We start from the raw sequence: 24,372 nt of genomic DNA, 5'->3' as shown, positions 1-24,372 counted from the left end.
ACGGCTCGGTGCAGCGCAAACTGTCGCTGGCCTTGTCCGTGGTGATCGCGGCGGTCGCCTTGGTGGCCGGCGCGCTGTCGTTTGCCGCCGCCTACGACGAGGCTCAGGAACTGCAAGACGACATGCTGCGTCAGGCCGCGCGCTTGGTGGATGGTCGCCACTTGGGCGCAGGGCCGGCGCAACCGGACGAGCACTTCAAGGACCACGACGACGCGGCGCGCCTGATCGTGCAGGCGCTGGGGCAGGCCAACCCGGGTGGCCTGAGCGTGGACGATGGCGGTGCGCTGCCGGTGCCCACCCAGCTGGCCGACGGCTTGCACACGCTGACGCTGCAGGGCGAGGCGTTTCGCGTGCTGGTCAGGACGCTGGCCACCGGCGAGCGCTTCGTGGTGGCGCAAGAGGCGGACTTTCGCGACGCGATGGCGCGTGACAGTGCCGTGCGCACGGTGCTGCCCTTCGTCGTGCTGGTGCCGGTGCTGCTGCTGGTCGTGGCCACGCTGGTGCGTCAGTTGTTCAGGCCCATCAGCGCGCTGGCGCAGGGCATCGATCGGCGCGCGGAGCAGGACTTGCACCCCATCGACGAGCGGCCGGTGCCCAGCGAGGTGCGGCCCTTCGTGCGCGCCATCAACCGCCTGCTGGGCCGCGTGGCGCAGGACATGGAGAGCCAGCGCCGCTTTGTGGCCGATGCGGCGCACGAGCTGCGCTCGCCGCTCACGGCCCTGTCGCTGCAGGCCGAGCGCCTGCAGCAGGCGCCCATGTCCGCCGCCGCGCAAGAGCGACTGGCGGTACTGCGCGAGGGCATCCAGCGCGGGCGCTTGCTGCTGGAGCAATTGCTGTCGATGGCGCGGGCGCAGCAGCCGAGCCAGGCGCCGGCAGCGCCCGCTTCGGTGCAGGGCGTGCTGCGCCACGTGCTGGAGGACCTGATGCCGCTGGCGCACGCCAAGCAAATCGACCTGGGCGTGGTGGGCGCGCCAGACGTGCGGGTGGCGGTGAGCCCGCTAGATCTGCACACCCTCGTCAAGAATCTGGTGGACAACGCCATTCGCTACAGCCCCGTCGGCGGGCGCGTCGATGTGTCGGTCCAGGCGCAGGCCGGCGGGGTGGTGCTGTGCGTGCAGGATACCGGCCCCGGCATTGCACCCGCCGAGCGCGAGCGGGTGTTTGACGCCTTTTATCGAACGGTCGGCACCGGGCAGAGCGGCTCGGGCCTGGGCCTGTCGATCGTGCGGGCCATCGCCCTGCGCATCGGGGCCCGCGTCAGTCTGGACTGGAGCGACGAAGCGGCGCAACGCGGTTTGAAGGTGCGGGTAACGATTCCCCTGGCCTGATCGGCTCGCGCCCAATTTTCGGCATTGGCCGTGGGCTTTGCTGCATCGGCTGCGCCGTGCCAGGGGCTCGGCCCGGACGTGAGCGATTCAAAGTCGCTGTCGAAGCGGACGAGACCAGTCTGGCCATCACGGGTCGCCACAACACGCGCGTGGCGCCAGTGGGGGCAGGCAGCGCGCGGCAGGGGCGACTATCCGCCCAGGGTCTTGATCCAGTTCAGGGCGGGGGCGCCGGTCCAGTCCACCGCACCGCTGATGACCTGGCGCGGCCGGCCGCTCGCATCGATCAGCACGGTGGACGGAAACACCTTGATGCCCCAGGCTTGGGTGATTGCGCCCTTGGGGTCGGGCAGCACGGTCAGGCTCAATCCGCTGGCCTGCACGTAGCGGCGCACGCGCGGCAGCGGCTCGCGCACGTTGACGGCCAGCACGGCCAGGCGCTCGCCCTCCAGCTCGGCCAGGGTTTGCAAGGTGGGCATTTCCTCCTTGCAGGGGGCGCACCAGGTGGCCCAGAAGTTGACCAGCACCGCGCGCCCGCGCAGCGCCGCCAGGTCCCACGCCTTGCCGTTCAGGTCGTCGGCGGCCAGCGGGGGCAAGGCGCGCCCGGCCGGCCAGGGCTTGCTGATGTGCTGCGCGTGCGCCCCTGGCAGCGCTGTGGCCAGAAGCCAGCCGGCCAGGGTTTGGCGGCGCGTGGGCATCAAGCCCGCTCGGCCACCCAGCCCTGAACACTCGCCAAGGCTTTGGCCAGGCCCGATGCGTCGGTGCCGCCGGCCATCGCCATGTCGGGCTTGCCGCCGCCCTTGCCGCCGACCTGTTGCGCGACGAAGTTGACCAGCTCGCCGGCCTTGATCTTCCCCGTCTCGGCCTTGGTCACGCCCGCGGCCAGTTGTACCTTGTCGCCGTCCACCGCGGCCAGCACGATGGCGGCGGCCTTGAGCTTGTCTTTCAGCTTGTCCATGGTCTCGCGCAAGGTCTTGGCGTCGGCGCCTTCCAGGCGTGCGGCCAGCACGCGGATGCCCTTGACTTCGACGGCCTGGCCCGCCAGTTCATCGCCTTGCGACGAGGCCAGCTTGCCCTTGAGCTGGGCGATTTCCTTTTCGAGCGCGCGCACGTGCTCCAGCGTGTGGCCGATGCGCTGCGTCAGCTCGGTGCTGGGCGCCTTGAGCGCGCCGGCCGCCTCGTGCACCGTGGCCTCCAGCCCTTGCAGGTAGGCCAGGGCGTTGGTGCCCGTCACGCCTTCCACGCGCCGCACGCCGGCGGCCACGCCGCTTTCGCCGACGATCTTGAACAAGCCGATGTCGCCCGTGCGCGCCACGTGGGTGCCGCCGCACAGCTCGCGGCTGGTGCCGATGTCGAGCACGCGCACGGTCTCACCGTACTTCTCGCCAAACAGCATCATCGCGCCGGTCTTCTGCGCGCTTTCGATGTCCATCACGCGCGCCCGGGTGGCGGTGTTTTGCAGCACCTCGGCGTTCACGCGCTGCTCGATCTCGGCGATCTGCGCCGGCGTGACCGGCGCGTTGTGCGCAAAGTCAAAGCGCGTCTTGTCGGCATCGACCAGCGAGCCCTTTTGCTGCACGTGTGCGCCCAGTACCTCGCGCAGCGCCTTGTGCATCAGGTGCGTGACGCTGTGGTTGCGCATGGTGGCGGCGCGGCGCGCGGTGTCGACCTGCGCCTGCACGCTGTCGCCGACCTTGAGCGTGCCGGATTCAAACGTGCCGTGGTGGCCGAACACGTCGGCCTTGATCTTCTGCGTGTCGGCCACCGCAAAGCGCGCGCCGCCCGCGGTGATGGCGCCCGCATCGCCCACCTGGCCGCCGGACTCGGCGTAGAACGGCGTCACGTCCAGCACCACCACACCCATTTGGCCGGCTTTCAGCTCCTGCACCGGCGTCCCGTCTGCGTAAAGCGCTACGATTTTTGCATCTTCCGCCAGATGTTCGTAGCCGGTGAAGGTGTTGGCCGCGCCCTCGTAGGCCAGCGCCTTGTCCATCTTGAACTTGCCGGCCGCGCGGGCCGTGTCCTTCTGGTGCTGCATGGCGGCGTTGAAGCCCGCTTCATCCACCGCCACGCCGCGCTCGCGGCACACGTCGTTGGTCAGGTCCAGCGGAAAGCCGTAGGTGTCGTGCAGCTTGAAGGCGACGTCGCCCGGCAGCGTTTTCTGGCCACCGGCCAGCGCGCTGTCGAGGATCTCCATCCCATGCGCCAGCGTCTCGAAAAAGCGCTCCTCCTCGGCCTTCAGCACGCTGGTGATGTGCGCCTCCTGTTCGGCCAGGCGCGGATAGGCTGCGCCCATCTGCGCCACCAGCGGCGCGACCAGCTTGTGGAAGAAGGGGGCCTTTTGCCCCAGCTTGTAGCCGTGGCGAATCGCGCGGCGGATGATGCGCCGCTGCACGTAGCCGCGGCCTTCGTTGCTGGGGATCACGCCGTCGCTGACCAGAAACGACGTGGCGCGGATGTGGTCGGCAATGACCTTGAGCGAGGGGTTGGCCAAGTCCTGCGTGTGCGTCTCGCGCGCCGCCGCCGCGATCAGCGCCTGGAACAGGTCGATTTCGTAGTTGCTGTGCACGTGTTGCAGGATGGCGGCCAGGCGCTCCAGGCCCATGCCGGTGTCCACGCAGGGGGCGGGCAGCTTGGTCACGCTGCCGTCTTCCTTCATGTCGAACTGCATGAACACGTGGTTCCAGATCTCGATGAAGCGGTCGCCGTCCTCGTCGGGCGATCCGGGCGGGCCGCCGGGGATCTCGGGGCCGTGGTCGTAAAAAATCTCGCTGCACGGCCCGCAGGGCCCCGTGTCGGCCATCATCCAGAAGTTGTCGCTCTTGTACTTGCCGCCCTTGTTGTCGCCGATGCGGATCACGCGCTCCGGCGGCAGGCCGATCACCTTCGTCCAGATGTCATAGGCCTCGTCGTCCTCGTGATAGACCGTGGCCAGCAGTTTGTCGGCGGGCAGCTTGTAGATTTGCGTCAGCAGCTCCCAACCCCATTCGATCGACTCGCGCTTGAAGTAGTCGCCAAACGACCAGTTGCCCAGCATTTCGAAGAAGGTGTGGTGGCGCGCCGTGTAGCCCACGTTCTCCAGGTCGTTGTGCTTGCCGCCGGCACGCAGGCAGGCCTGCACGCTGGCGGCGCGCTTGTAGGGGCGCTGGTCGGTGCCCAAAAAGACATCCTTGAACTGCACCATGCCGCTGTTGGTGAACATCAGCGTCGGGTCGTTGCCCGGCACCAGCGGGCTGGATGGCACCACGGTGTGGCCCTTGCTGACGAAGAAGTCCAGAAAGCTCTGGCGAATGTCGGCGACCGAAATCGGAGGTTGGCTGTTTTTCATAAACGGTTTTGCCCTGTAGCACTTGCCCATCAAGCGCAATCAGCTCAGGATTTGATAGCGAAGCCCGGAGAATCGGGCGAAGTCCTTGTCGAAGGTCAGCACCTCGGCGCCGTGCTCGATGGCGATGGCGGCGATGTGCGCGTCGCTGGTCAGGTTGCCGGCGGTGCCGGCTTCGAGCAGCAGGCGGGCGAGGATGTCCATGTGCCGTGCACCCGGTTGCAGCAGATGCACCACAGGGTGATCCAGCCACTGCTGCACCTGCGCCAGTGCCCGTTCAACGCTCAAAGGCTCCGGGACGATGGCCGCGCGCGTGGCTAGGCGGATGAAGCCCACCAGCGTCACCCACACCATCGCCATGCCCTGCGGCTCGCGCGCCGAGCGCTCCAGCCAGTCGTGCGCCACGGCATTTTGCGGGCTGTGACGGTTGACCGCGTACAGCAGCACGTTGGTGTCCGGCAACCTCATGCCTTGCCGGCTTTCTTTTTCGCTGCGGCCTCGGCCTCCAGGCGGCGATTGAGTTCCAGAAAATGCAGATCCTCCAACTCGCCGACCAGTTGATTGGCCTTGGTCAGATCGACCAGCGGCACACCCATGTCGAAGGTGCGCTGAATGAAAGGCGGAATGTCCTCGGCCACGTGCGCCGGGGCGCTGGAAATCGGCACGATCTTGGCCACCGGCTTGTTGTGGCGCGTGATGATGACCTCTTCGCCCCGCTCGGCGCGGGCGACGTATTCGGACAGGTGGGTCTTGGCCTCGAACAGGCCGACGGCGGTGGCGGTCATGGCGGGGCTTTGGCTCATACTGGTTGAATCAACCAGATTTTACGCGACCCGGCTCCGGCTCGCCGCCCGTCACGCCGCCTGCTTGGCCACCGCCGCAAACGCACTGCCCGGCAGCCAGGCGCGCAGTTGCGCCGCCCGCTCGGGCGTGCCGGTCAGGCGCAGGGCGCCGCGCGCCGTGGCGTGCGACCAGTCCGAGTAGCCCAGCCACACCTCGGTGAGGGTGCGCACGTCGGTGCTGACGTACAGGTCCACGTCGTAGCCCGGATCGACGGTGCACAGGTCCGCCTCGTGGCCGCGCTCGACCACCAGCCAGTAGTTGCGCTGCGGCGGCGCGCGGTCGCCGAAGATGAATTCGATGGTGGTGCGCGCCGCCGGCGCCGGCTCGGGCCGCACGTTGCGGCGGATGTCCCACATCAGCAGGTTGGCGTCCAGGTGGCTTAGCGTGGCCTCGGTCGTCACCCAGCGCTGGCCCCACACGCCCACGGCCTCGACGATGGGGCGCAGCTCCTGGCCGGCTTCGGTCAGGTGGTATTCGTGCGGGTCGACGGCGCGCGCGGGCGCCGTGCGTGCCACGATGCCGGCGGCCTCCAGCTCCTTCAGCCGCTTGGCCAGCAGGGCCGAGGACATGCGCGGCACGCCGCGGCGCAGCTCGTTGAAGTGGCGCGATCCCAGCATCAGCTCGCGCACCAGCAGCAGCGTCCAGCGGTTGCACAGCAACTCCGCGGCCATGGCCACGGGGCAGAACTGGTGATAGCTGGTGGCGGACATGGGCAGCGGCGCGGGCCGGCGCTTCAGGCGTTGACCAGCCAATCTACGCCGATTCGGGCGCGCCTGCCAGTTCAGATCCTGAACCGGTGTGCTTCACAAACAGAACTTGAATCGCGCACCCGCCACCGCGCAGCATGGGTGCCCGTCTCACTTCCCTTGTTGCAGGAGATTGTCATGTCCGCCACCACCCTCGAAGCCCCGTCGATCGACTACGCCGCGATCAAGCAACGCCAGCACGCCGTCTGGTCCTCGGGCGACTACGCCATTCTGGGCACCACCTTGCAGATCATGGGCGAGAGCCTGTGCGAGGCGGCAGATGTGCGCGCCGGCAGCCAGGTGCTGGACGTGGCCGCCGGCAACGGCAACGCCACGCTGGCCGCCGCGCGGCGCTTTGCCCACGTCACCTCGACCGACTACGTGGGCGCGCTGCTCGAGCGCGGGCGCGAGCGTGCCGCCGCCGAGCGCCTGCAGGTGACGTTTCGCGAGGCCGACGCCGAGGCGCTGCCCTTTGCCGACGCCAGCTTCGACGTGGTGCTGTCCACCGTCGGCGTCATGTTCACGCCGCACCAGGACAAGGCCGCGGCCGAGCTGGTGCGCGTGGTGCGCCACGGCGGGCGCATCGGCCTGGCCTGCTGGACGCCCGAGGGCTTCATCGGCCAGGTGCTCAAGACCGTGACGGGGCATCTGCCGGCGCCGCCCGCCGGCCTGAAGCCGCCCGTGCGCTGGGGCACCGAGGCCGGCCTGCGCGAGCTGTTTCCCGGCCAGCGCATCCAGGCCACGCCGCGCGAGTTCATGTTCCGCTACGAATCGGCCCGGCACTGGGTGGACGTGTTTCGCGCCTTCTACGGCCCGGTGCACCGCGCGTTTGCCGCGCTGGCGCCCGACGAGCAAAAGAGGCTCGAGGGTGAAATCCTGGCGCTGCTGGCGCGCTTCAATCGCGCCGACGCCGATTCGCTGGTGGTGCCCGGGGCCTACCTGGAGGTGGTGATCACGCGCGGCGCATGACCGCTGTCAGTGCCATCATGGCCATGTGCTCCGCGCGCATCGTCCCGGCGGGCGGCCAACACGCACGATCGACGGTCCGGGCGGCCCCTCAAACCACCGGGAGACAACCATGACCCCCAGCGCTCGCGAATACTGGCTGCGCGTGGCCTTGCGCGTGATCGGATGCGTGTTCGTCCTTGGCGTCTATCCGCTGACCGTGCTGTGGCCCGGTGGCTGGACCTGGCATGCCGGCCAGTCCGACTACCTGCAGATGATCATCGGCATCTATGCCACGCTGGGGGTGTTCCTCTGGCTGGCGGCGCGCGATCCGGCGCGCCATGTCAGCCTGATCGCATTCACCCTCTGGTCCAGCGTGGTGCACGGCGGCATCATGGCCGTGCAGGCGCTGGCCATGCCCGAGCACGTCGGCCACCTGCTGGGTGACGTGCCCGCCTTGTTCCTGATCGCCCTCGTGCTGGCTTGGCTGTGCCCGCCGGCCGTGCGCGGCGGCCAGGGCCGCCGGGTTGGCGCAGCGTAGCCCGGCGGCGTGCTCTTCAACCGGCCAACCCAAAGCGCTGCCGCACCCCCGCCAGCAGCGCCTCCTCGCCCAGCTCCTGGCGCGCCTTCAGGATCTCGCGTGCGTCATCGCCGGTGGCGTACAGCACCTGCGCGCTGCCGTCGGTGGCGGCGCCGTACAGCGCCTGCGCCAGTTGTTCAGGCGTCATCGCGTTGCCCGCGCCGCGGTTGGCCCCAAAGGCCGCCAGCGCCTTGGCGATCGAATCCGCATACGGCCCGCCGTCGCCCTCGAAGGTGCGCACCAGCGAGCGGCCCGAAAAGTCGGTGGCCACCGCGCCCGGCGTGAACACCTTCACGCGGATGCCCAGCGGCGCCAGCTCGTGGCTGAGCGACTGCGAAAAACCCACCACCGCAAACTTGGACGCCGCGTACAGCGAATACAGCGGCATCGCCACCAGCCCGGTCAGCGAGGCCACGTTGATGATCACGCCGCTGCCGCGCTCGCGCATGCCCGGCAGCACCGCGCGCGTGACCGCGAACACGCCGCCCACGTTGGTGCGCATCTGCCGGTCGACGACTTCGGGCGTGGCCGTCTCGAAGGGGCCGAACAGCCCATAGCCCGCGTTGTTGATCAGCACGTCGATGGCGCCAAAGCGCGCCAGCGCCTGGCGCACGGCGGCGTCCACCGAGTCGGGGTTGGTCACGTCCAGCGCAAAGGCCTCGACGCAGCCCGCGCCGGGCTCGAAATGCGCCGTGCCCGGCTGGCGCAGCGTGGCCGCCACGTTCCAGCCCTGCGCCGCAAAGTGCCGCACTGCCGCGGCGCCGATGCCCGACGAGCAGCCGGTGATGAAAACCGTGGATGCCATGCGCCGTCTCCTTGAATCGGTGAAGCGGCCCACGATAGCACCGACCCCCCGCTTGTGTGAAGATGGCTGCAACGCCGGCGCTCCGCGCCCGTCTTGTGCCCACCCTCATGCCCATGCCCATGCCCTGGTCCGCCTGGCCCCGCAACGTGCGCCTGCTGATGGCCATGCGGGCCGCGCGCAGCGTGGGGCAGGGCGCCATGGTGGCGGCGTTCGCGCTGTACCTGCACGTGCTGGGCTGGGGCGCCACCACCATCGGCGCGGTGCTGACGGCGGCCCTGTTGCTCAGCGCCAGCCTCACGCTGCTGGTCGGGCCGCTCAGCGACCGCGGCGGGCGGCGCGCCTTTCTGATCGGCTACGACCTGCTGCAGGCGCTGGCCGCGTTGGTGGCGCTGCTGACCAGCACGCCCTGGCTGCTGGTTGCCGCCGCCGTGGTCGGCGCCTTCGGCCGCGGCGCCAACGGCTCGGCCGGTGCGTTCGCGCCCATCGAGCAGGCCTGGCTGGCCATCGAGCTGCCCATGCACCAGCGCGCCCGCGTGTTCAGCGCCAACAGCGCGGTCGGCTTTGCCGGCATGGGCGTGGGCGCTTTGCTGGCGGCGCTGCCGGCATGGTGGCTGGGGCCGGCGCTGGACGCGGCCGACTACCGCTGGCTGTTTGCGCTGCCGCTGGCGGGCGCGCTGTGCAGCTTCGGCCTGCTGCTGCGCACGCGCGAGCCCGTGTTGCCTGCCGCGCCCATCGCGCCGCACCCCGCCGCCGAGCACCGCCTGCGCCAGGGCGAAAACCGCCTGCTGGCGCGCCTGATGCTGGCCAACGCGCTCAACGGCCTGGGCATCGGCCTGACCGGGCCGCTGATCGCCTACTGGTTCGCCATCCGCTTTCAGTCGGGGCTCGACCACATCGGCCTCGGCCTGGCGCTGGGCTTTGCGGTGGCCGCCGCCAGCGCCTGGCTGGCCGGCCGCGTGGCCGACCGCCACGGCATCCTGCGTACCGTGGTCTGGATGCGCGCCGCCGGCCTGCTGATGCTCGTCGCCATGCCGCTGGTGCCGTGGTTCTGGGGCGCGATGGCGCTGTACGTGCTGCGCGGCGCCAGCAACCGCGGCACCGCCGGCGTGCGCCAGGCGCTGGCCGCGGGCCTCACGCGCGCCGAGCGCCGGGGCCTGGCCAGCACCGTGCAAAACCTGTCGCTGCAGCTGCCGCGCGCCATCGGCCCGCTGCTGGGCGGCGCGCTGTTTCATGCCGGGTATCTGGCGCTGCCGTTTTACCTGGGCGCGGCGCTGCAGCTGGGCTACCTGCTGCTGTTCGTCGTGTTCTTTCGCGACACCGAAGCGGCCCGCGCACCCGGCCGTCAGGGCGCCGGATAAGTGCCCAGCACGCGGTAGCACGGCGGCTGCGCCTGCAAGTCCGACCAGATCAGGCGGGCCGCACCCACGCGCCACGCGATTGGTGCGGCCAGCCGCGCCAGCCGCACGCGCTCGGCCTGGCGCAGCGCCGTCAGGTGCGGCTTGTAGGGGCGCGCCTCGGGCGCCAGGCCCGCCGCACGCGCCAGATCGTTGGTGGCGGCGTGCAGCGCGTCCAGCGCGGGGCAGGGCGCGGCACGCAGCACGGCGATGGTGCCGCGCGGGGCGTGCCACAGCTCGGGGCGCGTCAGGCTGATGTCGAAGGGCGCAAATCGCAGTCCCGCCAGCGCAGCGCGCCAGGCCTGCTCGCGCTCGGCATCCACCGCGTTGAAGAACTGCAGCGTCACGTGCATGCGCTCGGGCACCGGCCGCAGGCGCCGGGGCAGGCCGCCCCAGCCCTGGCGCGCCGCGTCGATGGCGGCCAGCGCGCCGGCATCGGGGAACAGCGCGGTGAACAGGCGCCGGGGCGCGGGGGCGGCGGAAGCCAGGCTCACGTTGCCGGCCTCATTCGTCAAACAGGTCCGCGTGGCGTCCGGTGCGCTCAAAGCGCACGGTGTCGTCGTCGATCTTGTAGATCAGAAGCCAGTCGGGCTCAATGTGGGCGTCCCGAAAGCCCTGCCAGTCACCCTTCAAGGGGTGGTCCAGGCAGGTAGCCGGCAGCGGTTGGCCGGCGATCAGCAGACCGAGCACCGCTTTCAGCTTGTCCATGTTCTTGCCGCGCTTTTGCGCCAGCTTCACGTCGCGCTTGAACTGGCCGGAATACGCGGGTTGGCGCACGACGCAGCCTCGCGTTCAGAGGCCGAGTTGCTTGTACAGGTCCTCGGCGTCCTTGGCGTGATGCACGTCTTCGCCACGTTCGCTCCTGGCCAGCGTCTCGGCGGTCAGCGCGTTGGGCACCCGCATGTCGAAGGGCAGGGTCTTTTCGTGGGCAATCTTGGTCAGTGCGATGCGCACCACGTCGGACACCGTCAGCCCCATGCCAGCCAGCACGGCGGCGGCTTCGTTCTTGAGCGCTTCGTCGATGCGCGCGCGGACAAATGCGGTGGCGGCCATGGCTATGTCACGGGTCGGGTTGAAAGCCCAAATTGTAGCTCAGTCGAGCAACATGGACCGCGGCATGGCGCAAAGATCGAATCGACCAAAATAGCGCGCACCGTGACCACGCCGCCAACCCGCACCTGCCCGTGATATCTGCCGCCGACTTCATCGCCAAATGGGGCCCCGGCGGCCCCGCCGCGCACCTGAACGAGGAGCAGGGCGCGCAAAGCCACTTTCTCGATCTGTGCGACCTGCTGGGCGTGCCCAAGCCCGGCAGCGACGTTGGCGGCGAATACGTGTTCGAGCGCCGCTCGCTGGTGCTGGGCGAATCGCGCGGCTATGCCGACGTGTTTTACCGCGACCACTTCGCGTGGGAGAACAAGGCCCCCGGCAAGAACCTGGACGCCGCGCTGCGCCAGTTGCAGCAATACAGCCTGGCGCTGTCCAACCCGCCGCTGCTGGTGGTGTGCGACCGCCTCACCCTCCGCATCCACACCCAGTTCAACGGCCACCCCAGCGAGACGCACACGGTGCGCATCGAGCAGCTCGACCAGCCCGACAAGCAGGCCCTGCTGCGCCGCCTGTGGCTGGCGCCCGAGAGCTTTCGCCCGCGCCAGACCAGCCGCGACATCACCGAGGCCGCCGCCCAAAGCTTTGCCACCCTGGCCGCCCAGCTGCGCGCCCGCGGCCACGCCGGCGAGGCCGTGGCGCACTTTTTGACCCAGTGCCTGTTCTGCTTTTTTGCCGAAGACGTGGGCCTGCTGCCCGGGCGCATGTTCGAGCGTCTGGTGGGCAACCGCCAGCTGACCAGCGAGCGCCTGACCGCCGGCCTGGCCAGCCTGTTCACCACCATGCAGACCGGCGGCCTGTACGGGCCCGACGACATCCCCTGGTTCAACGGCGGCTTGTTTGCGCACATCAGCGTGCCCAAGCTGGAGATCATCGACATCACCGAGCTGCGCAACGCCGCCGCGCTCAACTGGTCGGCCATCGACGTCAGCATCTTCGGCACCCTGTTCGAGCGCGGCCTGGACCCCGCCAAGCGCAGCCAGCTGGGCGCGCACTACACCGACCCGGCGACGATTGCCCGCATCACCGGCCCCGTCATCACCCGCCCCTTGCTGCAAAAATGGGAGCTGGTAGCGCACGACCTGCAAGCGCTGGCGGCCAAAATCACCAAAAACGGCGACGCCGCCTACCGCAAGGCCCACGCCCGCTTCGTCGACTGGCTGGAGCAGCTGCGTGCCTTCCGCATCCTCGACCCCGCCTGCGGCAGCGGCAACTTTTTGTTCATGGGCCTGAAGGCGCTCAAGGACGTCGAGCTGATCAGCATCACCCAGGCCGCCGCCTTGGGGCTGGATCGCGAGCAGGACCTCGTCACCGGCCCGCACAACCTGCTGGGCATCGAGCTGAACGAATACGCCGCCGAGCTGGCCCGCGTCAGCGTGTGGATCGGCGAAATCCAGTGGCGCATGGCCCACGGCTACGCCCCCAAGACCAACCCCGTGCTCGAGCCGCTGGAGCAGATCGAATGCCGCGATGCGCTGCTGCAGTTTCTCCCTCCCCCGCTGGGGGAGGGCAGGGGTGGGGGCCGCGGCGCATCGGGTTCGGCTGTTCTCCTTCCCCCGCTGGCGGAAGGCAGGGATGGGGGCCACGGCACATCCACATCAGCCGCGCCTGATGCCAGCGCCCCCGGCCCCCACCCCAACCCTCCCCCAAAGGGGGAGGGAGTGAATGAATCCCCCTGGCCCCGCGCCGACGTGGTGGTGGGCAATCCGCCGTTTTTGGGCGACAAGTGGATGCGCAGCGAATTGGGCGACGCCTACGTCGATGCACTGCGCAAGACCTACGAAGGCCGCGTGCCGGGTGGCGCCGATTTCGTGACCTTCTGGTTTGAGAAGTCGCGCCGCGCCATCGAGCAAAAGCAACTGCTTGCCGCCGGCTTGGTTGCCACCAACTCCATTCGCCAGCGCGGCAACCGCCCCGTGCTCGAAGCCATCGCCCAGACCACACGCATCTTCGAGGCCTGGGCCGACGAGCCGTGGGTGAACGAAGGCGCCGCCGTGCGTGTCTCGCTGGTTTGCTTCGGTCAATCCACCCAGACCGCGCGGCTTGACGGTCAAGACGTTGCTCAAATCTTCACCGACCTCAAGGCACAGCCGCTGGGCAGTGGCGATGCCGTTGACCTGACGCTGGCGCAGCCCCTGCGCGAAAACGCCGACGCCTCTTACTTCGGCTTCTGTCTGGCTGGGCAATTCAAGGTGCCGGCAGCCGAAGCAGCCAACTGGCTGCGCCAGCCCAACGTCAATGGCCGACCCAACAGCGACGTGCTCAAACCCATCTACAACGGCCGCGACGTGACCTCGCGCTGGGCAGGCGACTGGGTGGTTGATTTCGGCACCGAGCTTTCCGAGCAGGACGCTGCGCTTTATGAAGCGCCGTTTGCCCATGTGCGCACGCACGTGGCACCCGTGCGGGCCAGCAACAAGCGCGCTGCACGGGCGCGCTGGTGGTGGCGCTTTGGCGAAACGCGGCCTGGCTTGCGCCGCCAGCTTGACGCATTGCCGCGCTACATCGCCACGGTGGAAACGGCCAAGCACCGCGTGTTTGTTTTCTTTCCCGTCAGCGTGGCGCCGGAGCACAGCCTGATCGTCGTACCACGTGCCGACGACGCCACCTTCGGCATCCTGTCCAGCCGATTCCACGCGGTCTGGGCACTCGCGCGAGGCGGCCGAATGGGCAAAGGGAACGATCCTCGCTACAACTCCATCGCTGCGTTTCAACCCTTTCCCTTCCCCGCCGGCCTCACCCCAGCAGACACCGCCCACCAGCGCACCGAGGCCATCGAAGGCGGCGCGCTGATCCCGGCCGGCCTGCCCGGTGATTTCAAGCCAAACAAGCCCGCAGCGCGCACCCAGCAAGCGCAAGCAGCTACTCCATCCATAGCAATCCGCGACGCCGCCAGCGCCATCGCCCAGGCCGCGCAGCGCCTGGACGCACTGCGCCAGAGCTGGCTCAACCCGCCCGAGTGGACGCAGCGCGTGCCCGAGGTGGTGCCGCTGGGCATGGATCATTCACCCTACCCGGATCGCATCGAGCCCAAGCCCGGCCTGAGCGAGGCAGACGCCAAGGCCCTGCAAAAGCGCACCCTCACCAGCCTCTACAACCAGCGCCCCGCCTGGCTGGCGCAAGCCCACGCCGCGCTCGACGCCGCGGTCGCCGCCGCCTACGGCTGGACCGACTACACCCTCGCCATGCCCGACGACGAAATCCTGCGCCGCCTGCTTGTGCTGAACCGCGAGCGGGCGATGCAGGCCGGCGCCGCAAAAAAGGCCGCCTCATGAACGGACATCGTGCCTTGCGGGCCGTGGTGCTGGCCGCCTGCCTGGCGACAGCAGGCGCGACGCCGGCCCTGGCCTGGAAGCTGACCCCGGAGGCGACGGCGACCGAGCGCGCGCTGGCGGCGTATTCGGCCAACCGCTTGCAGCGGGCGATCAACGGCGGTGCGTTTTGGGGCGTGTCGGTGGTGGGGCACGCGGTGCACGAGGACATCACCCGGCGGGCGCTGCAATGCACGGACGATGGGCAGGACCTGCCCGGCTGCGAGTACGACATCCGCTACCAGGTGGCGGGCGTTCGCTGGAACGACGACCCGGCGTTCAAGTTTTTGCCGGGGCGCGGCGAGTACGTGGGCTGCACGGCCGGCCAGACGGTGCGCATGGTCACGCAGCCGCTGTGCTGGGTTCGGGTGTTTCACCACGGCGAGAGCGCGGCCGCGCGCGGCGTGCGCCTGACCGGCGCCAACGGCAACCTGCTGGTGCGCTCGCACTTTGGCGACTTGCAGTTTTTGCACGCCATGGCCGTTGCTGACGGCGAGGCGCCCGAACAGACCCGGCGCAATGTGCTGGCGTGGGCCGAGTTCACCTGGCGCACGGCGATTGGCGAGCGGGGCTTTGGCCTGGAGGGCGTGGTCGCCAGTCTGCCGATCGACGGTTTTGCGCAGCGCTTCCAGTTCAACCGGGGCTGGCGCATCCAGGATTTGTTTGCGCTGGGCGACCCCACGGCGCGCCGTGCCGACCGCATGCAAAAGATCGCCCTGGGCAGCCTGCTGCACGTGGTGCAGGACTCGTTTGCAGCCGGCCACGTTCAGCGCGCGGCGCCCATGCCCGGCGCCACCTGCACCGGGCGCGCCGACTGGCCGGCGCCGGGCCCGGTTGTCGAATTTCACTCGTACCCGCACCAGGACGCGCGCAAGCATGGCCGCGCCGACCAGCCGGACGCGCTGGCCGCGCACCTGGCTGGCCCGCGTCCCAATGTGATCGACGTGGTGCGCACGCTGGCCGATCTGTGGCATGCGGGCGCGCCTTGGGACGATGCACGGCCGTATCTCGAATGCGTGTTTGCGGTTGCGCCCGACGCGCGGCCGTCGTCACCGGGTGACCGCTATCGACCCGACCCGCCCGCGGACCCGGGGCAGGGGGGTGGTTGAACCTCCGCAGGTCAGGGTGAGGCGCCAAAACCCGACAGGAGCCGCAGAAGGCCCGGCGTGCCATGACTGGTGTGGGTGTCGGGTTGCGCATCAACCAACCCACCCGCCGACCGACCATTGTCAAAACGAGACCAAGGGAGATTCAATGAACCCGAGCAGCAATTCAAGGGCCGACAAGGCACCGAGCGCGCGGCTGGCGCTCGCCCTGGCGGGCGGCATGGCGATCGGCACGCTGGGCGGGCTGATCGGCTTGGGCGGGGCGGAGTTCAGGTTGCCGCTGTTGATCGGCCTGTTTGGCTTTGCCGCGCTGTCGGCGGTCATCCTCAACAAGGCGATGAGCCTGGTCGTCGTTGCGTCGGCGCTGCTGTTTCGCACCAAGGCGGTGCCCTTGGCCGAGATCGCGGCGCATTGGCCCATCGTCGTGAACCTGCTGGCCGGCAGCCTGCTGGGCGCCTGGCTTGGCGCGGGCTGGGCAACGCGGATGAAAAGCCAGACGCTCTATCGCGTTCTGGCCGTGTTGCTGGTGCTGATCGCGGGCGTGCTGCTGATGGGGCATGGGCAGGTCGCGGGCGGCGGCGCGCTGACGGGCGTGGCCCAGATGGTGGCCGGCGTGGTTGCCGGGTTCGGCATTGGTGTGGTGGCGTCGCTGATGGGGGTGGCCGGCGGCGAGCTGCTGATTCCCACGCTGATCCTGCTGTTCGGCGCCGACATCAAGCTGGCCGGCAGCCTGTCGCTGGCGGTCAGCCTGCCAACCATGGTGGTCGGATTCACGCGCTACAGCCGGGACGACAGCTTTGCGGTGCTGGGCCGCAACAAGGCGTTCGTGCTGGTCATGGCGGCCGGCTCGCTGATGGGCGCGTGGATCGGCGGGCACCTGCTGGGTGTCGTCTCGAGCGCGCTGCTGCTGCCCCTGCTGGCGGCGATCCTCGTCATCTCGTCAGTCAAGGTGTGGGGCCATGCGCATGCGTGAAGCCCGTGGGCTGGACTGCGCTGCGTGGGCCCGAGTTGCAGGGCCGCGTCAGACGCCGGCGGGCGCGTCGGTCACGCCGCTGGCACCGCTTGCAGCTTGAGCCCCAGGGCGTGCATCACCTTGAGGATGGTGCCCAAGCTGGGGTTGCCTTCGCCGGACAGGGCCTTGTACAGGCTCTCGCGCCCCAGCCCCGTATCCTTGGCGAGCTGGGTCATACCTTTGGCGCGGGCAATGTCACCCAGCGCGGCGGCGATGAAGGCCGCGTCGTCACCGGCCTCGTCCATGCAGGCCGCCAGGTACATGGCCATGTCTTCGTCGGTCTTGAGGTGCTCGACCGTATCCCATTTGCGCAGCTTGATGGCTTGCATGATCAGCTCCTTCACAGTTGCCGCGCCAGTGTCTGTGCGGTCTGGAAAACCACGAATCGAATATCTCGATTGTGTGGATCACCGCCATGGCTCGATTGCATAAAACAGGATACGCATGCGCCAGTCCCCTGCGAATCCTGCGGTTTGGTTGGAGGTTTTGTTTAGGTCGGGTTGAGGAACGAAAACCCGACGGGGGCCGTGTATGCGCCGGGCGCGCCGTGATGCGCGCCAACGTCGGGTTGCGCTGCGCGAACCCGACCTACGAGGTTCGGGGCATGGCCAGCGCCTCGGCCAAGGCCTGCAAGGAGGCGCCCACCGGCCGCTCCACCTTCAGCGCCAGCAGCTCGTCGGCGCGCGTGCGGCCCAGGTTGATGGCGGCAATTGGCTTGCCGGCAGCAGCGGCGGCCTGGGCAAAGCGGTAGCCCGAATACACCATCAGCGATGAGCCGGCGACGAGCAAGGCGTCGGCGCGGTGCAGCGCGGCCAGGGCGGCGTCGACGCGCTCGCGCGGCACGTTTTCGCCAAAGAAGACCACGTCGGGCTTGAGCATGCCGTGGCCGCAGGCGGGGCAGGGCGGCACGTCGAAGTGGGAGAAGTCCAGGCCGTCCAGGTCGGCGTCGCCGTCGGGCGCGGTGGCCGCCGGATGGTGCTGCCAGCCGGGGTTGCGCGCGTGCAGCAGGGCCTGCAGGTCGGCACGGGGCAGGCGCGCGCGGCAGACCAGGCACACCACGGTGTCGATGCGCCCGTGCAGGTCGATCACGCGCCGGCTGCCGGCGGCGTGGTGCAGGCCGTCCACGTTTTGCGTCAGCAGCAGCTCGACGTGGCCGGCCGATTCAAGCCGCGCCAGCGCGCGGTGGGCGGGGCCGGGGCGGGCAGCGCGCATCACGGCCCAGCCGATCAGGCTGCGCGCCCAGTAGCGCTGGCGCGAATGCGCGTCGCCGGTAAAGGCCTGGTACGTCATGGGCGGCGCGCGCTTCCACTGGCCCTGGGCGTCGCGGTAGTCGGGGATGCCGCTGTCGGTGCTGCAACCCGCGCCGGTGAGCACCAGCAGGCGCGGGTGGCGGTGGGCAAAGGCGATGAGGGGAGCGATGGCGTCCTGCATGAAGCGCTGATGATGCCGCAAGCGCGCGGCTCACTCACAATGCGCCCATGTCCGGCAGCCAGATCATCGTTCTCGTCACGCCCGTCTTTCTGGCGCTGATGGCGCTGGAATGGGCCGCGGGACGCTGGCGCGGACGGCCGGCGTTTCGGCTGGCCGACGCGATCAGCAGCATCAGCCTGGGCATGCTCAGCCAGACCAGCGCGGTGTTCACGCGCCTGCTGCGCCTGGGCCTGTACACGCTGGCGTGGCAAACGCTGGCGCTGTGGCGCGATGATGCCTTCTGGACCAGCGCGGCGGGCTGGCTGCTGGCGCTGCTGCTGTACGACTTTTGCTATTACTGGTACCACCGCCTGGGCCACCGCGTGGCGGTGCTGTGGGCGGCGCATGCGGTGCACCACCAGAGCCAGGACTACAACCTGTCCACCGCGCTGCGCCAGACCAGCACGGGCGCGATTTTCGGCTGGCTGTTTTACCTGCCGATGGCGCTGGCGGGCGTGCCGCCGCTGGTGTTTGCCGTGGTTGGCCTGATCGATTTGCTGTACCAGTTTTGGGTGCACACCGAGCAGGTGGGGCGCCTGGGCTGGTTCGACCGCTGGTTTTGCAGCCCCAGCAACCACCGCGTGCACCATGCCGTGAACGACCGCTATGTGGACAAGAACTACGGCGGCATCCTGATCGTGTGGGACCGCCTGTTCGGCAGCTTCGAGGACGAGGACGCGCGCGAGCCCGTCGTGTACGGCACGCGCGGCCTGCTCAACAGCTGGGACCCGCTGTGGGCCAACGCGCAGGTGTATGCCCATCTTGCGCGCGACAGCTGGCATGCTGCGCGCTGGCGCGACAAGCTGGGCGTGTGGATCAGGCCGCCCGGCTGGCGCCCGCCCGATGTGGCCGCGCGCTTTCCAAAACCTGCCTTCAATATCGACGCCATGCCCCTGTTCAACCCCGCCCTGTCTCCCGCGCTGCGCTGGTTTGCCGGCGTGCAGTTCGTGCTGCTGCTGGGCGGCGTGGCGACTTTCTTGTGGCAGGCCGATCGCGCGCCGCTGGCGGTCAACGCGATCTGGTTTGCCGTGCTGGCGGCCTGCCAGTGGGCGTTGGGCGCGGCCATGCAGGGGCGCATCAGCGCGTGGGAGGCTCTGATGATCCAGGCCGGCGCGCTGGCCACCGCCACCAGCGCCCTGGGTCTGCGCGAATGGCACTGGCTGGCCAAGCCGGCAGCGATGGTTTTTGCTATGGTTGCAGTAGCTGCCCGTGCACGGGTGGCGGGCGCTGCGAGGCGATTTGGCTTGAACCGGTCGCAGGCGCTGTTGCTGCTGGCCCTGCTGTGTTCGCTCAGCGGCGACGCGTTTTTGATGCTGCCCGGCCACTTCATTGCCGGCCTGGTCAGCTTCTTGCTGGCGCATGTTGGCTACGTCGCGCTGTTTCGCCAGGGCGTGCCTTGGTTCGGCCATTGGCGCGCGCTGCTGGCGGCACTGGCGCTGGGCGCGGGCATGTATGCGTTCTTGTGGCAGGGCGGCCTGCCCGCCGCGCTGCGCGTGCCGGTGGCCGCCTATGTGCTGGTGATTGCGCTGATGGCCGCGCAGGCCTGGGGCCGCTGGGCGGTGCTGCGCGATCGCCCCGCGCTGTGGGTGGCCCTGGGCGCGTGCTTTTTCATGCTGAGCGATTCGCTGCTGGCCACCAACCGTTTTGTCACGCCGCTGCCCTGGGCGCAGGTGTGGGTGCTGTCCACGTACTACGCGGCGCAGGCGCTGATCGTGGGGGGCATGCTGCGCGGGCGGCAACGGCCTCTTGCGTAATATCTCGATTGGGTATATATTTTGTCCCAATTGGAGATCAACATGCCCGCAACCAGCACCGCCACCGCACCTGCCGCCCACGTCGCGCGCGAGCGCAGCGCCGCGTATTTCCTTGGCTCGCCCGCGTCCGTGCAGGGTCGGGCCTTTGGCCTTTCGGCGCTGGAGCGCGTGCACCTGATCAAGCAAGGCGTGCCGGCGCGCACGGTGCAGGAGATGAGCGCCGCCATGGGCCTGCCGCGCGATCAGCTGATGCGCGCCGTTGGCCTGGCGCGCTCCACGGTGGAGCGCAAGATCGCCGCGCGCGCGCGGCTGTCCGAGGGCGAGAGCGAAAAGCTGGTGGGCCTGTCGCGCCTGATCGGCCAGGTGGATGCCATGGTGCGCGCGTCCGGCCAGGCGCCAGACGACTTCGACGCCGCGCGCTGGTTCGCCGCCTGGATGGCGCAGCCCGTGGCGGCGCTGGGCGGCCTGTGCCCGCAAGAGTTGCTGGACACCGCCGACGGCCGCGAGGCGCTGGCCACGCTGCTGCTGCAAGCGCAGTCGGGCGTGTATGCATGAGATGGACCACCCCCAGTCTCCACTCGCTTCGCGATGTTCCGCCCACCCCCAAGGGGGCCGAGCCTGCGCACAAAAGGTCCGGTGGACCTTTTGTTGGCTGGCGAGGGGCCGGGCCACTGGCCCGGCGCGGCCTGCAAGGCTCGCCACTGGCCGGCAAGACCCCGGCCACGGCGATCGCTGGCCTGGCCTGCTCCGTGGCCTCTCGGCTCTTTGGGTTTCATCTGCCGCGGATGGCGCGCAGCGCGATGAATCGTTGACATGACGCCTGGCATCTTCTGGCGCATCGCCACTGACACGCCCGACTACACCGCCGACGACCTGAGCGGTGCCGGCGCCGAGCGCAGCGGGGGGCGGTGGAACCCGCGCGGCACGCCGCTGGTGTATGCCAGCAGCTCGCGCGCGCTGGCCTGCCTGGAGACGGTGGTGCACCTGGGCGGCGGCCTGGCGCTGCCGCTCAATCGCTATCTGGTGCGCATCGAGGTGCCGCAGGATCTGTGGGAGGCGCGCACCGTGTTCGACGCCGCGCAGCAGGTGGGCTGGGACGCGCTGCCGCCCGGCCGCGTGAGCATGGCCTGGGGTGCGGCGTGGGCGCAGGGCGCGCAAAGCTGTCTGGCCGAAGTGCCCTCGGTCATCGTGCCGGAAGAATGCAACGTGCTGATCAACCCGCGCCACCCGCAGGCGCGGCAGGTGCGCGCGAGCAAGCAGCGGCGCTGGCTGTACGACCCGCGGGCGGCGCGGTGAGGAGCGGTTGGCACGCAGGCCCGCGCGGCGAGGCGCCAGGGCAGGGCGGCTGATCAGGCTTCGGGCGAACCGGCCAGCGCCCGCGCCACCAGATCGGCCGTGCCGCGAATGTGCGCCTCCAAAGCCAGCGCGGCGCGCAGTTCGTTGCCGGCCATGGCGCTCTCGTAGATCTCGCGGTGCTCGGCGTGCACGTCGCGCCGGCTGCCGGGCAGCTTGATGGCGTAGCGGCGGTAGCGCTCGCTCTGGCGCGACAGGGTGCGCAGCAGGCGCAGCGTCCACGGCGATTCGTGGCCCGCCAGCAGCGCCTCGTGAAAGGCGATGTTCAGCCCCTCCCAGGTCCTGGCCTGGTCGGGGCGCAGGGGTTGCTCCAGTTGCGACAGCTCGCAATAGGCGGTCTGCAACTGTGCGCGCCAGTCGGCGTTGCCGGCGCGCATCGATTGGCGCAGCGCGTCGATCTCGATCAGCACGCGCAGGTTCGTCAAGTCCACCATGTCGGCGGCGGCGATCGGCGCCACGCGAAAGCCACGCTGGCCCTCGGCGATCACCAGCGCGTCGCTGACCAGGCGCGTGATGGCTTCGCGCAGCGTGCCAGCGCTCACGCCGTAGTGCGCCTTCAGGTGCTCCACGCGCAGCTTCTCGTCGGGCGCAAGCTGGCCGCTCATGATGTCGTCGCGCAACTGCGCGTAGGCCCGCTCAATCAGCGTGCGGGTGACCGTGCCGTTGTCGTTGGTGGGGGTCAGGGCGGGGCGTTTGGACATCGGGTTTGGCGTCGGGGTCGTCGATGGTGTGCAAGCGGTAGCTTAGGGCAAGGGGGAACACGAAAAAAGCCGCACGCCTGCGGGGGCGGGCCTTCTTTCACGATCGGCCTCGATGAACCGCGGAGCGTTCAAGTGCCGCCTCTGGCGCACCGGGTCTGACGGGATGGGCAGCCCGATGCGCCGGCCTGTGAACCAGGGCGGCAACCGATGGCCCAAGCCGGCAACATGACCTTCATGCAATATAAATATTGATAAAAAACATGGACAAGCGCGATGGATTCTGACATCAATCGCCCTGCGTCGGGGTAGTCGCCCTTAATTTCCGGGCAATAGATGAGAGATAGACTGCCCTGTTGTCGGTCGTGGTGCCGGTGTCGGGCCATGGTCGGCTTGAAATTCATTGATAGGTGTTTTCCCTATTTTATCGAGATTTCTGAAATTTCGGTTTAAACTGACGGTGTCAGCGCCGAGGTACGGACGGGTGCCGTCGTCCCGAAGAGGGGACGCATCGCCCCCACCCGGGCTTGTGGCGCATGACGATTTTTGGAGACTGTTTCTGTCGGCTTTCATGCACGTGCGAACGCATGCCCAAGCACTACACCATCACCATCGAGGACACCGGCGAAAGCTACCGCTGCGTGGACTGGCGCTCGGTGCTGCACGGCATGGAAGCCCTGGGCAAGAAGGGCATTCCCGTGGGCTGCCGCAGCGGCGGCTGCGGCGTGTGCAAGGTGCAGGTGCTCGATGGCAGCTACAGCCAGCGCGTGATGAGCCGCGCGCATGTGAGCGAGCAGGACGAGGCCGGCGGCTGCGTGCTGTCGTGCCGCGTCACGCCCACCAGCGACCTGCGCATCCGCGTGCTGGGCACCATGAAGAAAACCGTTTGCCGGCCCGCGACACCGACCGGCACCTCCCCCGTTTGATCCCACCTGAAACCCCCAAAGGAGACTTCTCATGTCAATGACAGGCGTTTTGCGTCCCGGACACGTGCAGATCCGCGTGCTGGACATGGATGAATCGGTCAAGTTCTACACCGACGTCATGGGCCTCAAGCCCATGGGCAAGGACGCGCAGGGCCGGGCCTACTTCAAGACCCGCGCCGAGCGCGACCACAACAGCATCATCCTGCGCCAGGCCGACCGCGCCGGCATGGATTTCTTCGGCTACAAGGTGCTGGATGCGGCCACGCTGGACGCGCTGGAGAAAAAGCTGCAAGCCCGCGGCGTCAAGACCGAGCGCATCGCCGCCGGCGAGCTGCTGGAGACCGGCGAGCGCGTGCGCTTCATGATTCCCACCGGCCACGCCATCGAGCTGTATGCCGACAAAACGGCCGTCGGCAGCGGGGTGGGTTGCACCAACCCTGACATGGACGTGCTCGACGCCCCTGGCATCTGCCCGATCCGGCTGGACCACGCGCTGATCTACGGCACCGACCTGGAGGGCTCGCGCGATCTGTTCACCGATGTGCTCGGCTTCACCCTGGTCGAGCGCGCGCTGCTGGAAGACGGCAAGACCGACCTGGGCGTGTGGCTGACCTGCAGTGCCAAGGCGCACGACATCGCCATCGTGCGCCACGGCGAGCCGGGCAAGCTGCACCACGTGTCCTTCCAGCTCGGCACCTGGGAGCAGGTGCTGCGCGCCGCCGACATCATGAGCAAAAACCGCGTCTCGATCGACATGGGTCCCACGCGCCACGGCATCACCAACGGCACGACGATTTACTTCTTCGACCCCAGCGGCAATCGCCTGGAGACTTTCGCCGGCGGCTACGACCACTACCCGGACATGCAGCCCATTACCTGGACCTGGGACGAAATCGGCGCCGGCATCTTCTATCACGACCGCAAGCTCAACGATGCGTTCCTGAGTGTGGTGACCTGATGGTTTTTCTCCTTCCCCCTCAGGGGAAAGGCAAGGATGGGGACGCGCGGCGATGGCAACACTCGTCATCTGTTGATGCGCAGCCGGCCGCCATCCCAGCCCTCCCCTAAAAGATGGGGGGCTGTTTTTTTTGGAGATCGTTCATGAGCCATAGCGTCGAGCAACGCATCATCTCCGCCGAAGCCGCCAATGCCGCCGTGCTGGCGGCGGTGGCCAAGGCGGGCGAACTGGGTCTGCGCATCAACGCTGCGGTGACCGATTCGGCGGGCGTGCTGACCGCGTTCCTGCGCATGCCGGGGGCCTTTCTGCACTCGGTCGATATCGCCATCGACAAGGCATACACCGCTGCCGGCTTCGGTTTTTCCACCGCGCAGTGGGCCGGCTTCCTCAGGGGCGACGAGGCTCTGCGCCTGGGCATGCCCGTGCGTCCGCGCAACGTGGTGTTTGGCGGCGGCCTGCCGATCCGCGAAGGCGGTGCCCTGATTGGCGGCATCGGCGTGTCCGGCGGCTCGGCCGAGCAGGACGAGGAATGTGCGCGCGCCGGGCTGGCCGCGTTGGGGTTGGGTGCATAGCGCCGGCTTTTTTTAGCGAGCAAGAGAGCGACATGAAAGAATTTCTGAACTTCATCAACGGCGAATACGTCAAGAACGCCAGCGGCAAGACCTTCGAGAACCGCAATCCGGTGGACAACAGCCTGATTGGCAAGATCTACGA

General features: G+C 68.8%; 25 protein-coding genes. 13 read left to right on the top strand and 12 right to left on the bottom strand.

What is annotated here, in order from left to right; all coding sequences use genetic code 11:
• Window positions 1-8 precede the first annotated feature (8 nt).
• Window positions 9-1,328: an ATP-binding protein gene (locus U1F38_RS16130; protein WP_409988098.1), complete on the top strand. Its 1,320-nt coding sequence runs from the start codon at window positions 9-11 to the stop codon at window positions 1,326-1,328.
• 188 nt (window positions 1,329-1,516) lie between these two features.
• Here the strand turns inward: U1F38_RS16130 and U1F38_RS16125 are convergent, their stop codons facing one another.
• The 5 genes from U1F38_RS16125 to U1F38_RS16105 form a co-directional block, all read right to left on the bottom strand.
• A complete protein-coding gene (locus U1F38_RS16125) occupies window positions 1,517-2,023 on the bottom strand; it encodes a TlpA family protein disulfide reductase (protein WP_409988097.1) in 507 nt (168 codons plus the stop codon).
• The gene (gene alaS / locus U1F38_RS16120) at window positions 2,023-4,653 is read right to left on the bottom strand and encodes an alanine--tRNA ligase (protein WP_409988096.1); all 2,631 of its coding nucleotides are present in this window, start codon (window positions 4,651-4,653) and stop codon (window positions 2,023-2,025) included. The genes U1F38_RS16125 and alaS overlap by 1 nt, the downstream gene beginning before the upstream one ends.
• 39 nt (window positions 4,654-4,692) lie before the next feature.
• Entirely contained in the window at window positions 4,693-5,118 is a 426-nt protein-coding gene (locus tag U1F38_RS16115; protein ID WP_409988095.1) for a type II toxin-antitoxin system VapC family toxin, read from the bottom strand.
• Window positions 5,115-5,435: a type II toxin-antitoxin system Phd/YefM family antitoxin gene (locus U1F38_RS16110; protein ID WP_409988094.1), complete on the bottom strand. Its 321-nt coding sequence runs from the start codon at window positions 5,433-5,435 to the stop codon at window positions 5,115-5,117. The genes U1F38_RS16115 and U1F38_RS16110 overlap by 4 nt, the downstream gene beginning before the upstream one ends.
• 69 nt (window positions 5,436-5,504) lie before the next feature.
• Entirely contained in the window at window positions 5,505-6,203 is a 699-nt protein-coding gene (locus tag U1F38_RS16105) for a winged helix-turn-helix transcriptional regulator (protein WP_409988093.1), read from the bottom strand.
• Window positions 6,204-6,377: 174 nt separating this feature from the next.
• On the opposite strand from U1F38_RS16105, the gene U1F38_RS16100 reads away from it, so the two are divergent.
• Entirely contained in the window at window positions 6,378-7,208 is an 831-nt protein-coding gene (locus U1F38_RS16100; protein WP_409988092.1) for a class I SAM-dependent methyltransferase, read from the top strand.
• Between the two features lie 109 nt (window positions 7,209-7,317).
• Window positions 7,318-7,725 carry a DUF6632 domain-containing protein gene (locus U1F38_RS16095; protein WP_409988091.1) on the top strand — a complete coding sequence of 136 codons (408 nt, stop codon included), beginning with the start codon at window positions 7,318-7,320 and terminating at the stop codon, window positions 7,723-7,725.
• A 16-nt stretch (window positions 7,726-7,741) separates the two neighbouring features.
• On the opposite strand, the gene U1F38_RS16090 is transcribed toward U1F38_RS16095, so the two are convergent.
• Entirely contained in the window at window positions 7,742-8,569 is an 828-nt protein-coding gene (locus tag U1F38_RS16090) for an SDR family oxidoreductase (protein WP_409988090.1), read from the bottom strand.
• A gap of 107 nt (window positions 8,570-8,676) precedes the next feature.
• Between U1F38_RS16090 and U1F38_RS16085 the strand changes: the two genes are divergently transcribed.
• Window positions 8,677-9,927, top strand: coding sequence for an MFS transporter (locus tag U1F38_RS16085; protein ID WP_409988089.1), 1,251 nt, complete (start codon window positions 8,677-8,679; stop codon window positions 9,925-9,927).
• Here U1F38_RS16085 and U1F38_RS16080 read toward each other — a convergent pair.
• Genes U1F38_RS16080 through U1F38_RS16070 form a run of 3 tightly spaced genes read right to left on the bottom strand, consistent with a single transcriptional unit; the run spans window position 9,912 to window position 11,016 of the window.
• Window positions 9,912-10,457: a 2'-5' RNA ligase family protein gene (locus U1F38_RS16080; RefSeq protein WP_409988088.1), complete on the bottom strand. Its 546-nt coding sequence runs from the start codon at window positions 10,455-10,457 to the stop codon at window positions 9,912-9,914. The genes U1F38_RS16085 and U1F38_RS16080 overlap by 16 nt on opposite strands.
• 10 nt (window positions 10,458-10,467) lie before the next feature.
• Window positions 10,468-10,740: a type II toxin-antitoxin system YafQ family toxin gene (locus tag U1F38_RS16075; RefSeq protein WP_409988087.1), complete on the bottom strand. Its 273-nt coding sequence runs from the start codon at window positions 10,738-10,740 to the stop codon at window positions 10,468-10,470.
• Window positions 10,741-10,755: 15 nt separating this feature from the next.
• Window positions 10,756-11,016, bottom strand: coding sequence for a type II toxin-antitoxin system RelB/DinJ family antitoxin (locus U1F38_RS16070; RefSeq protein ID WP_409988086.1), 261 nt, complete (start codon window positions 11,014-11,016; stop codon window positions 10,756-10,758).
• Window positions 11,017-11,147: 131 nt separating this feature from the next.
• Here U1F38_RS16070 and U1F38_RS16065 point away from each other — a divergent pair, with 131 nt between their 5' ends.
• The 3 genes from U1F38_RS16065 (at window position 11,148) to U1F38_RS16055 (ending at window position 16,460) form a co-directional block, all read left to right on the top strand.
• Complete coding sequence (locus U1F38_RS16065; protein WP_409988085.1) at window positions 11,148-14,345, top strand: class I SAM-dependent DNA methyltransferase; 3,198 nt, start codon at window positions 11,148-11,150, stop codon at window positions 14,343-14,345.
• Window positions 14,342-15,490, top strand: a complete 1,149-nt coding sequence (locus U1F38_RS16060; protein ID WP_409988084.1) for a hypothetical protein — start codon at window positions 14,342-14,344, stop codon at window positions 15,488-15,490. The genes U1F38_RS16065 and U1F38_RS16060 overlap by 4 nt, the downstream gene beginning before the upstream one ends.
• 145 nt (window positions 15,491-15,635) lie before the next feature.
• Window positions 15,636-16,460, top strand: a complete 825-nt coding sequence (locus U1F38_RS16055) for a sulfite exporter TauE/SafE family protein (RefSeq protein ID WP_409988083.1) — start codon at window positions 15,636-15,638, stop codon at window positions 16,458-16,460.
• 71 nt (window positions 16,461-16,531) lie between these two features.
• Here U1F38_RS16055 and U1F38_RS16050 read toward each other — a convergent pair whose 3' ends face one another.
• Both U1F38_RS16050 and U1F38_RS16045 read right to left on the bottom strand, forming a co-directional pair.
• Window positions 16,532-16,828 carry an addiction module antidote protein gene (locus U1F38_RS16050; protein WP_409988082.1) on the bottom strand — a complete coding sequence of 99 codons (297 nt, stop codon included), beginning with the start codon at window positions 16,826-16,828 and terminating at the stop codon, window positions 16,532-16,534.
• 259 nt (window positions 16,829-17,087) lie between these two features.
• On the bottom strand, window positions 17,088-17,930 hold the full coding sequence (locus tag U1F38_RS16045) for an NAD-dependent protein deacetylase (protein WP_409988081.1): 843 nt from the start codon (window positions 17,928-17,930) through the stop codon (window positions 17,088-17,090).
• Between the two features lie 47 nt (window positions 17,931-17,977).
• On the opposite strand from U1F38_RS16045, the gene U1F38_RS16040 reads away from it, so the two are divergent.
• From U1F38_RS16040 to U1F38_RS16030, 3 genes are all read left to right on the top strand, one after another.
• The gene (locus U1F38_RS16040) at window positions 17,978-19,723 is read left to right on the top strand and encodes a lysoplasmalogenase family protein (RefSeq protein ID WP_409988080.1); all 1,746 of its coding nucleotides are present in this window, start codon (window positions 17,978-17,980) and stop codon (window positions 19,721-19,723) included.
• Between the two features lie 42 nt (window positions 19,724-19,765).
• Complete coding sequence (locus tag U1F38_RS16035) at window positions 19,766-20,278, top strand: antitoxin Xre-like helix-turn-helix domain-containing protein (RefSeq protein WP_409988079.1); 513 nt, start codon at window positions 19,766-19,768, stop codon at window positions 20,276-20,278.
• 258 nt (window positions 20,279-20,536) lie between these two features.
• Window positions 20,537-21,019, top strand: coding sequence for an RES family NAD+ phosphorylase (locus tag U1F38_RS16030; RefSeq protein WP_409988078.1), 483 nt, complete (start codon window positions 20,537-20,539; stop codon window positions 21,017-21,019).
• Between the two features lie 53 nt (window positions 21,020-21,072).
• On the opposite strand, the gene U1F38_RS16025 is transcribed toward U1F38_RS16030, so the two are convergent.
• Window positions 21,073-21,777: a GntR family transcriptional regulator gene (locus U1F38_RS16025; protein ID WP_409988077.1), complete on the bottom strand. Its 705-nt coding sequence runs from the start codon at window positions 21,775-21,777 to the stop codon at window positions 21,073-21,075.
• 584 nt (window positions 21,778-22,361) lie between these two features.
• Here U1F38_RS16025 and U1F38_RS16020 point away from each other — a divergent pair.
• The 3 genes from U1F38_RS16020 (at window position 22,362) to U1F38_RS16010 (ending at window position 24,230) form a co-directional block, all read left to right on the top strand.
• Complete coding sequence (locus U1F38_RS16020; protein WP_409988076.1) at window positions 22,362-22,700, top strand: 2Fe-2S iron-sulfur cluster binding domain-containing protein; 339 nt, start codon at window positions 22,362-22,364, stop codon at window positions 22,698-22,700.
• 31 nt (window positions 22,701-22,731) lie between these two features.
• Entirely contained in the window at window positions 22,732-23,658 is a 927-nt protein-coding gene (locus U1F38_RS16015) for a catechol 2,3-dioxygenase (RefSeq protein WP_409988075.1), read from the top strand.
• Between the two features lie 143 nt (window positions 23,659-23,801).
• Window positions 23,802-24,230: a GlcG/HbpS family heme-binding protein gene (locus tag U1F38_RS16010; protein ID WP_409988074.1), complete on the top strand. Its 429-nt coding sequence runs from the start codon at window positions 23,802-23,804 to the stop codon at window positions 24,228-24,230.
• The last annotated feature ends 142 nt before the right edge of the window (window positions 24,231-24,372 follow it).

Origin of the sequence: Ottowia sp. (assembly GCF_046348305.1) — a bacterium.
GTDB lineage: Bacteria > Pseudomonadota > Gammaproteobacteria > Burkholderiales > Burkholderiaceae_C > Ottowia.
Note: the sequence above shows the minus strand (reverse complement) of the source record. Positions and strands in the feature narration are given on the sequence as shown.

Coding starts and splice junctions, on each gene's coding strand:
- U1F38_RS16125 (WP_409988097.1), bottom strand. CDS start 2,023: ATGCCCACGCGCCGCCAAACCCTGGCCGGCTGGCTTCTGGCCACAGCG.
- alaS (WP_409988096.1), bottom strand. CDS start 4,653: ATGAAAAACAGCCAACCTCCGATTTCGGTCGCCGACATTCGCCAGAGC.
- U1F38_RS16115 (WP_409988095.1), bottom strand. CDS start 5,118: ATGAGGTTGCCGGACACCAACGTGCTGCTGTACGCGGTCAACCGTCAC.
- U1F38_RS16110 (WP_409988094.1), bottom strand. CDS start 5,435: ATGACCGCCACCGCCGTCGGCCTGTTCGAGGCCAAGACCCACCTGTCC.
- U1F38_RS16105 (WP_409988093.1), bottom strand. CDS start 6,203: ATGTCCGCCACCAGCTATCACCAGTTCTGCCCCGTGGCCATGGCCGCG.
- U1F38_RS16100 (WP_409988092.1), top strand. CDS start 6,378: ATGTCCGCCACCACCCTCGAAGCCCCGTCGATCGACTACGCCGCGATC.
- U1F38_RS16095 (WP_409988091.1), top strand. CDS start 7,318: ATGACCCCCAGCGCTCGCGAATACTGGCTGCGCGTGGCCTTGCGCGTG.
- U1F38_RS16090 (WP_409988090.1), bottom strand. CDS start 8,569: ATGGCATCCACGGTTTTCATCACCGGCTGCTCGTCGGGCATCGGCGCC.
- U1F38_RS16085 (WP_409988089.1), top strand. CDS start 8,677: ATGCCCATGCCCATGCCCTGGTCCGCCTGGCCCCGCAACGTGCGCCTG.
- U1F38_RS16070 (WP_409988086.1), bottom strand. CDS start 11,016: ATGGCCGCCACCGCATTTGTCCGCGCGCGCATCGACGAAGCGCTCAAG.
- U1F38_RS16060 (WP_409988084.1), top strand. CDS start 14,342: ATGAACGGACATCGTGCCTTGCGGGCCGTGGTGCTGGCCGCCTGCCTG.
- U1F38_RS16055 (WP_409988083.1), top strand. CDS start 15,636: ATGAACCCGAGCAGCAATTCAAGGGCCGACAAGGCACCGAGCGCGCGG.
- U1F38_RS16050 (WP_409988082.1), bottom strand. CDS start 16,828: ATGCAAGCCATCAAGCTGCGCAAATGGGATACGGTCGAGCACCTCAAG.
- U1F38_RS16045 (WP_409988081.1), bottom strand. CDS start 17,930: ATGCAGGACGCCATCGCTCCCCTCATCGCCTTTGCCCACCGCCACCCG.
- U1F38_RS16040 (WP_409988080.1), top strand. CDS start 17,978: ATGTCCGGCAGCCAGATCATCGTTCTCGTCACGCCCGTCTTTCTGGCG.
- U1F38_RS16035 (WP_409988079.1), top strand. CDS start 19,766: ATGCCCGCAACCAGCACCGCCACCGCACCTGCCGCCCACGTCGCGCGC.
- U1F38_RS16030 (WP_409988078.1), top strand. CDS start 20,537: ATGACGCCTGGCATCTTCTGGCGCATCGCCACTGACACGCCCGACTAC.
- U1F38_RS16025 (WP_409988077.1), bottom strand. CDS start 21,777: ATGTCCAAACGCCCCGCCCTGACCCCCACCAACGACAACGGCACGGTC.
- U1F38_RS16020 (WP_409988076.1), top strand. CDS start 22,362: ATGCCCAAGCACTACACCATCACCATCGAGGACACCGGCGAAAGCTAC.
- U1F38_RS16015 (WP_409988075.1), top strand. CDS start 22,732: ATGTCAATGACAGGCGTTTTGCGTCCCGGACACGTGCAGATCCGCGTG.
- U1F38_RS16010 (WP_409988074.1), top strand. CDS start 23,802: ATGAGCCATAGCGTCGAGCAACGCATCATCTCCGCCGAAGCCGCCAAT.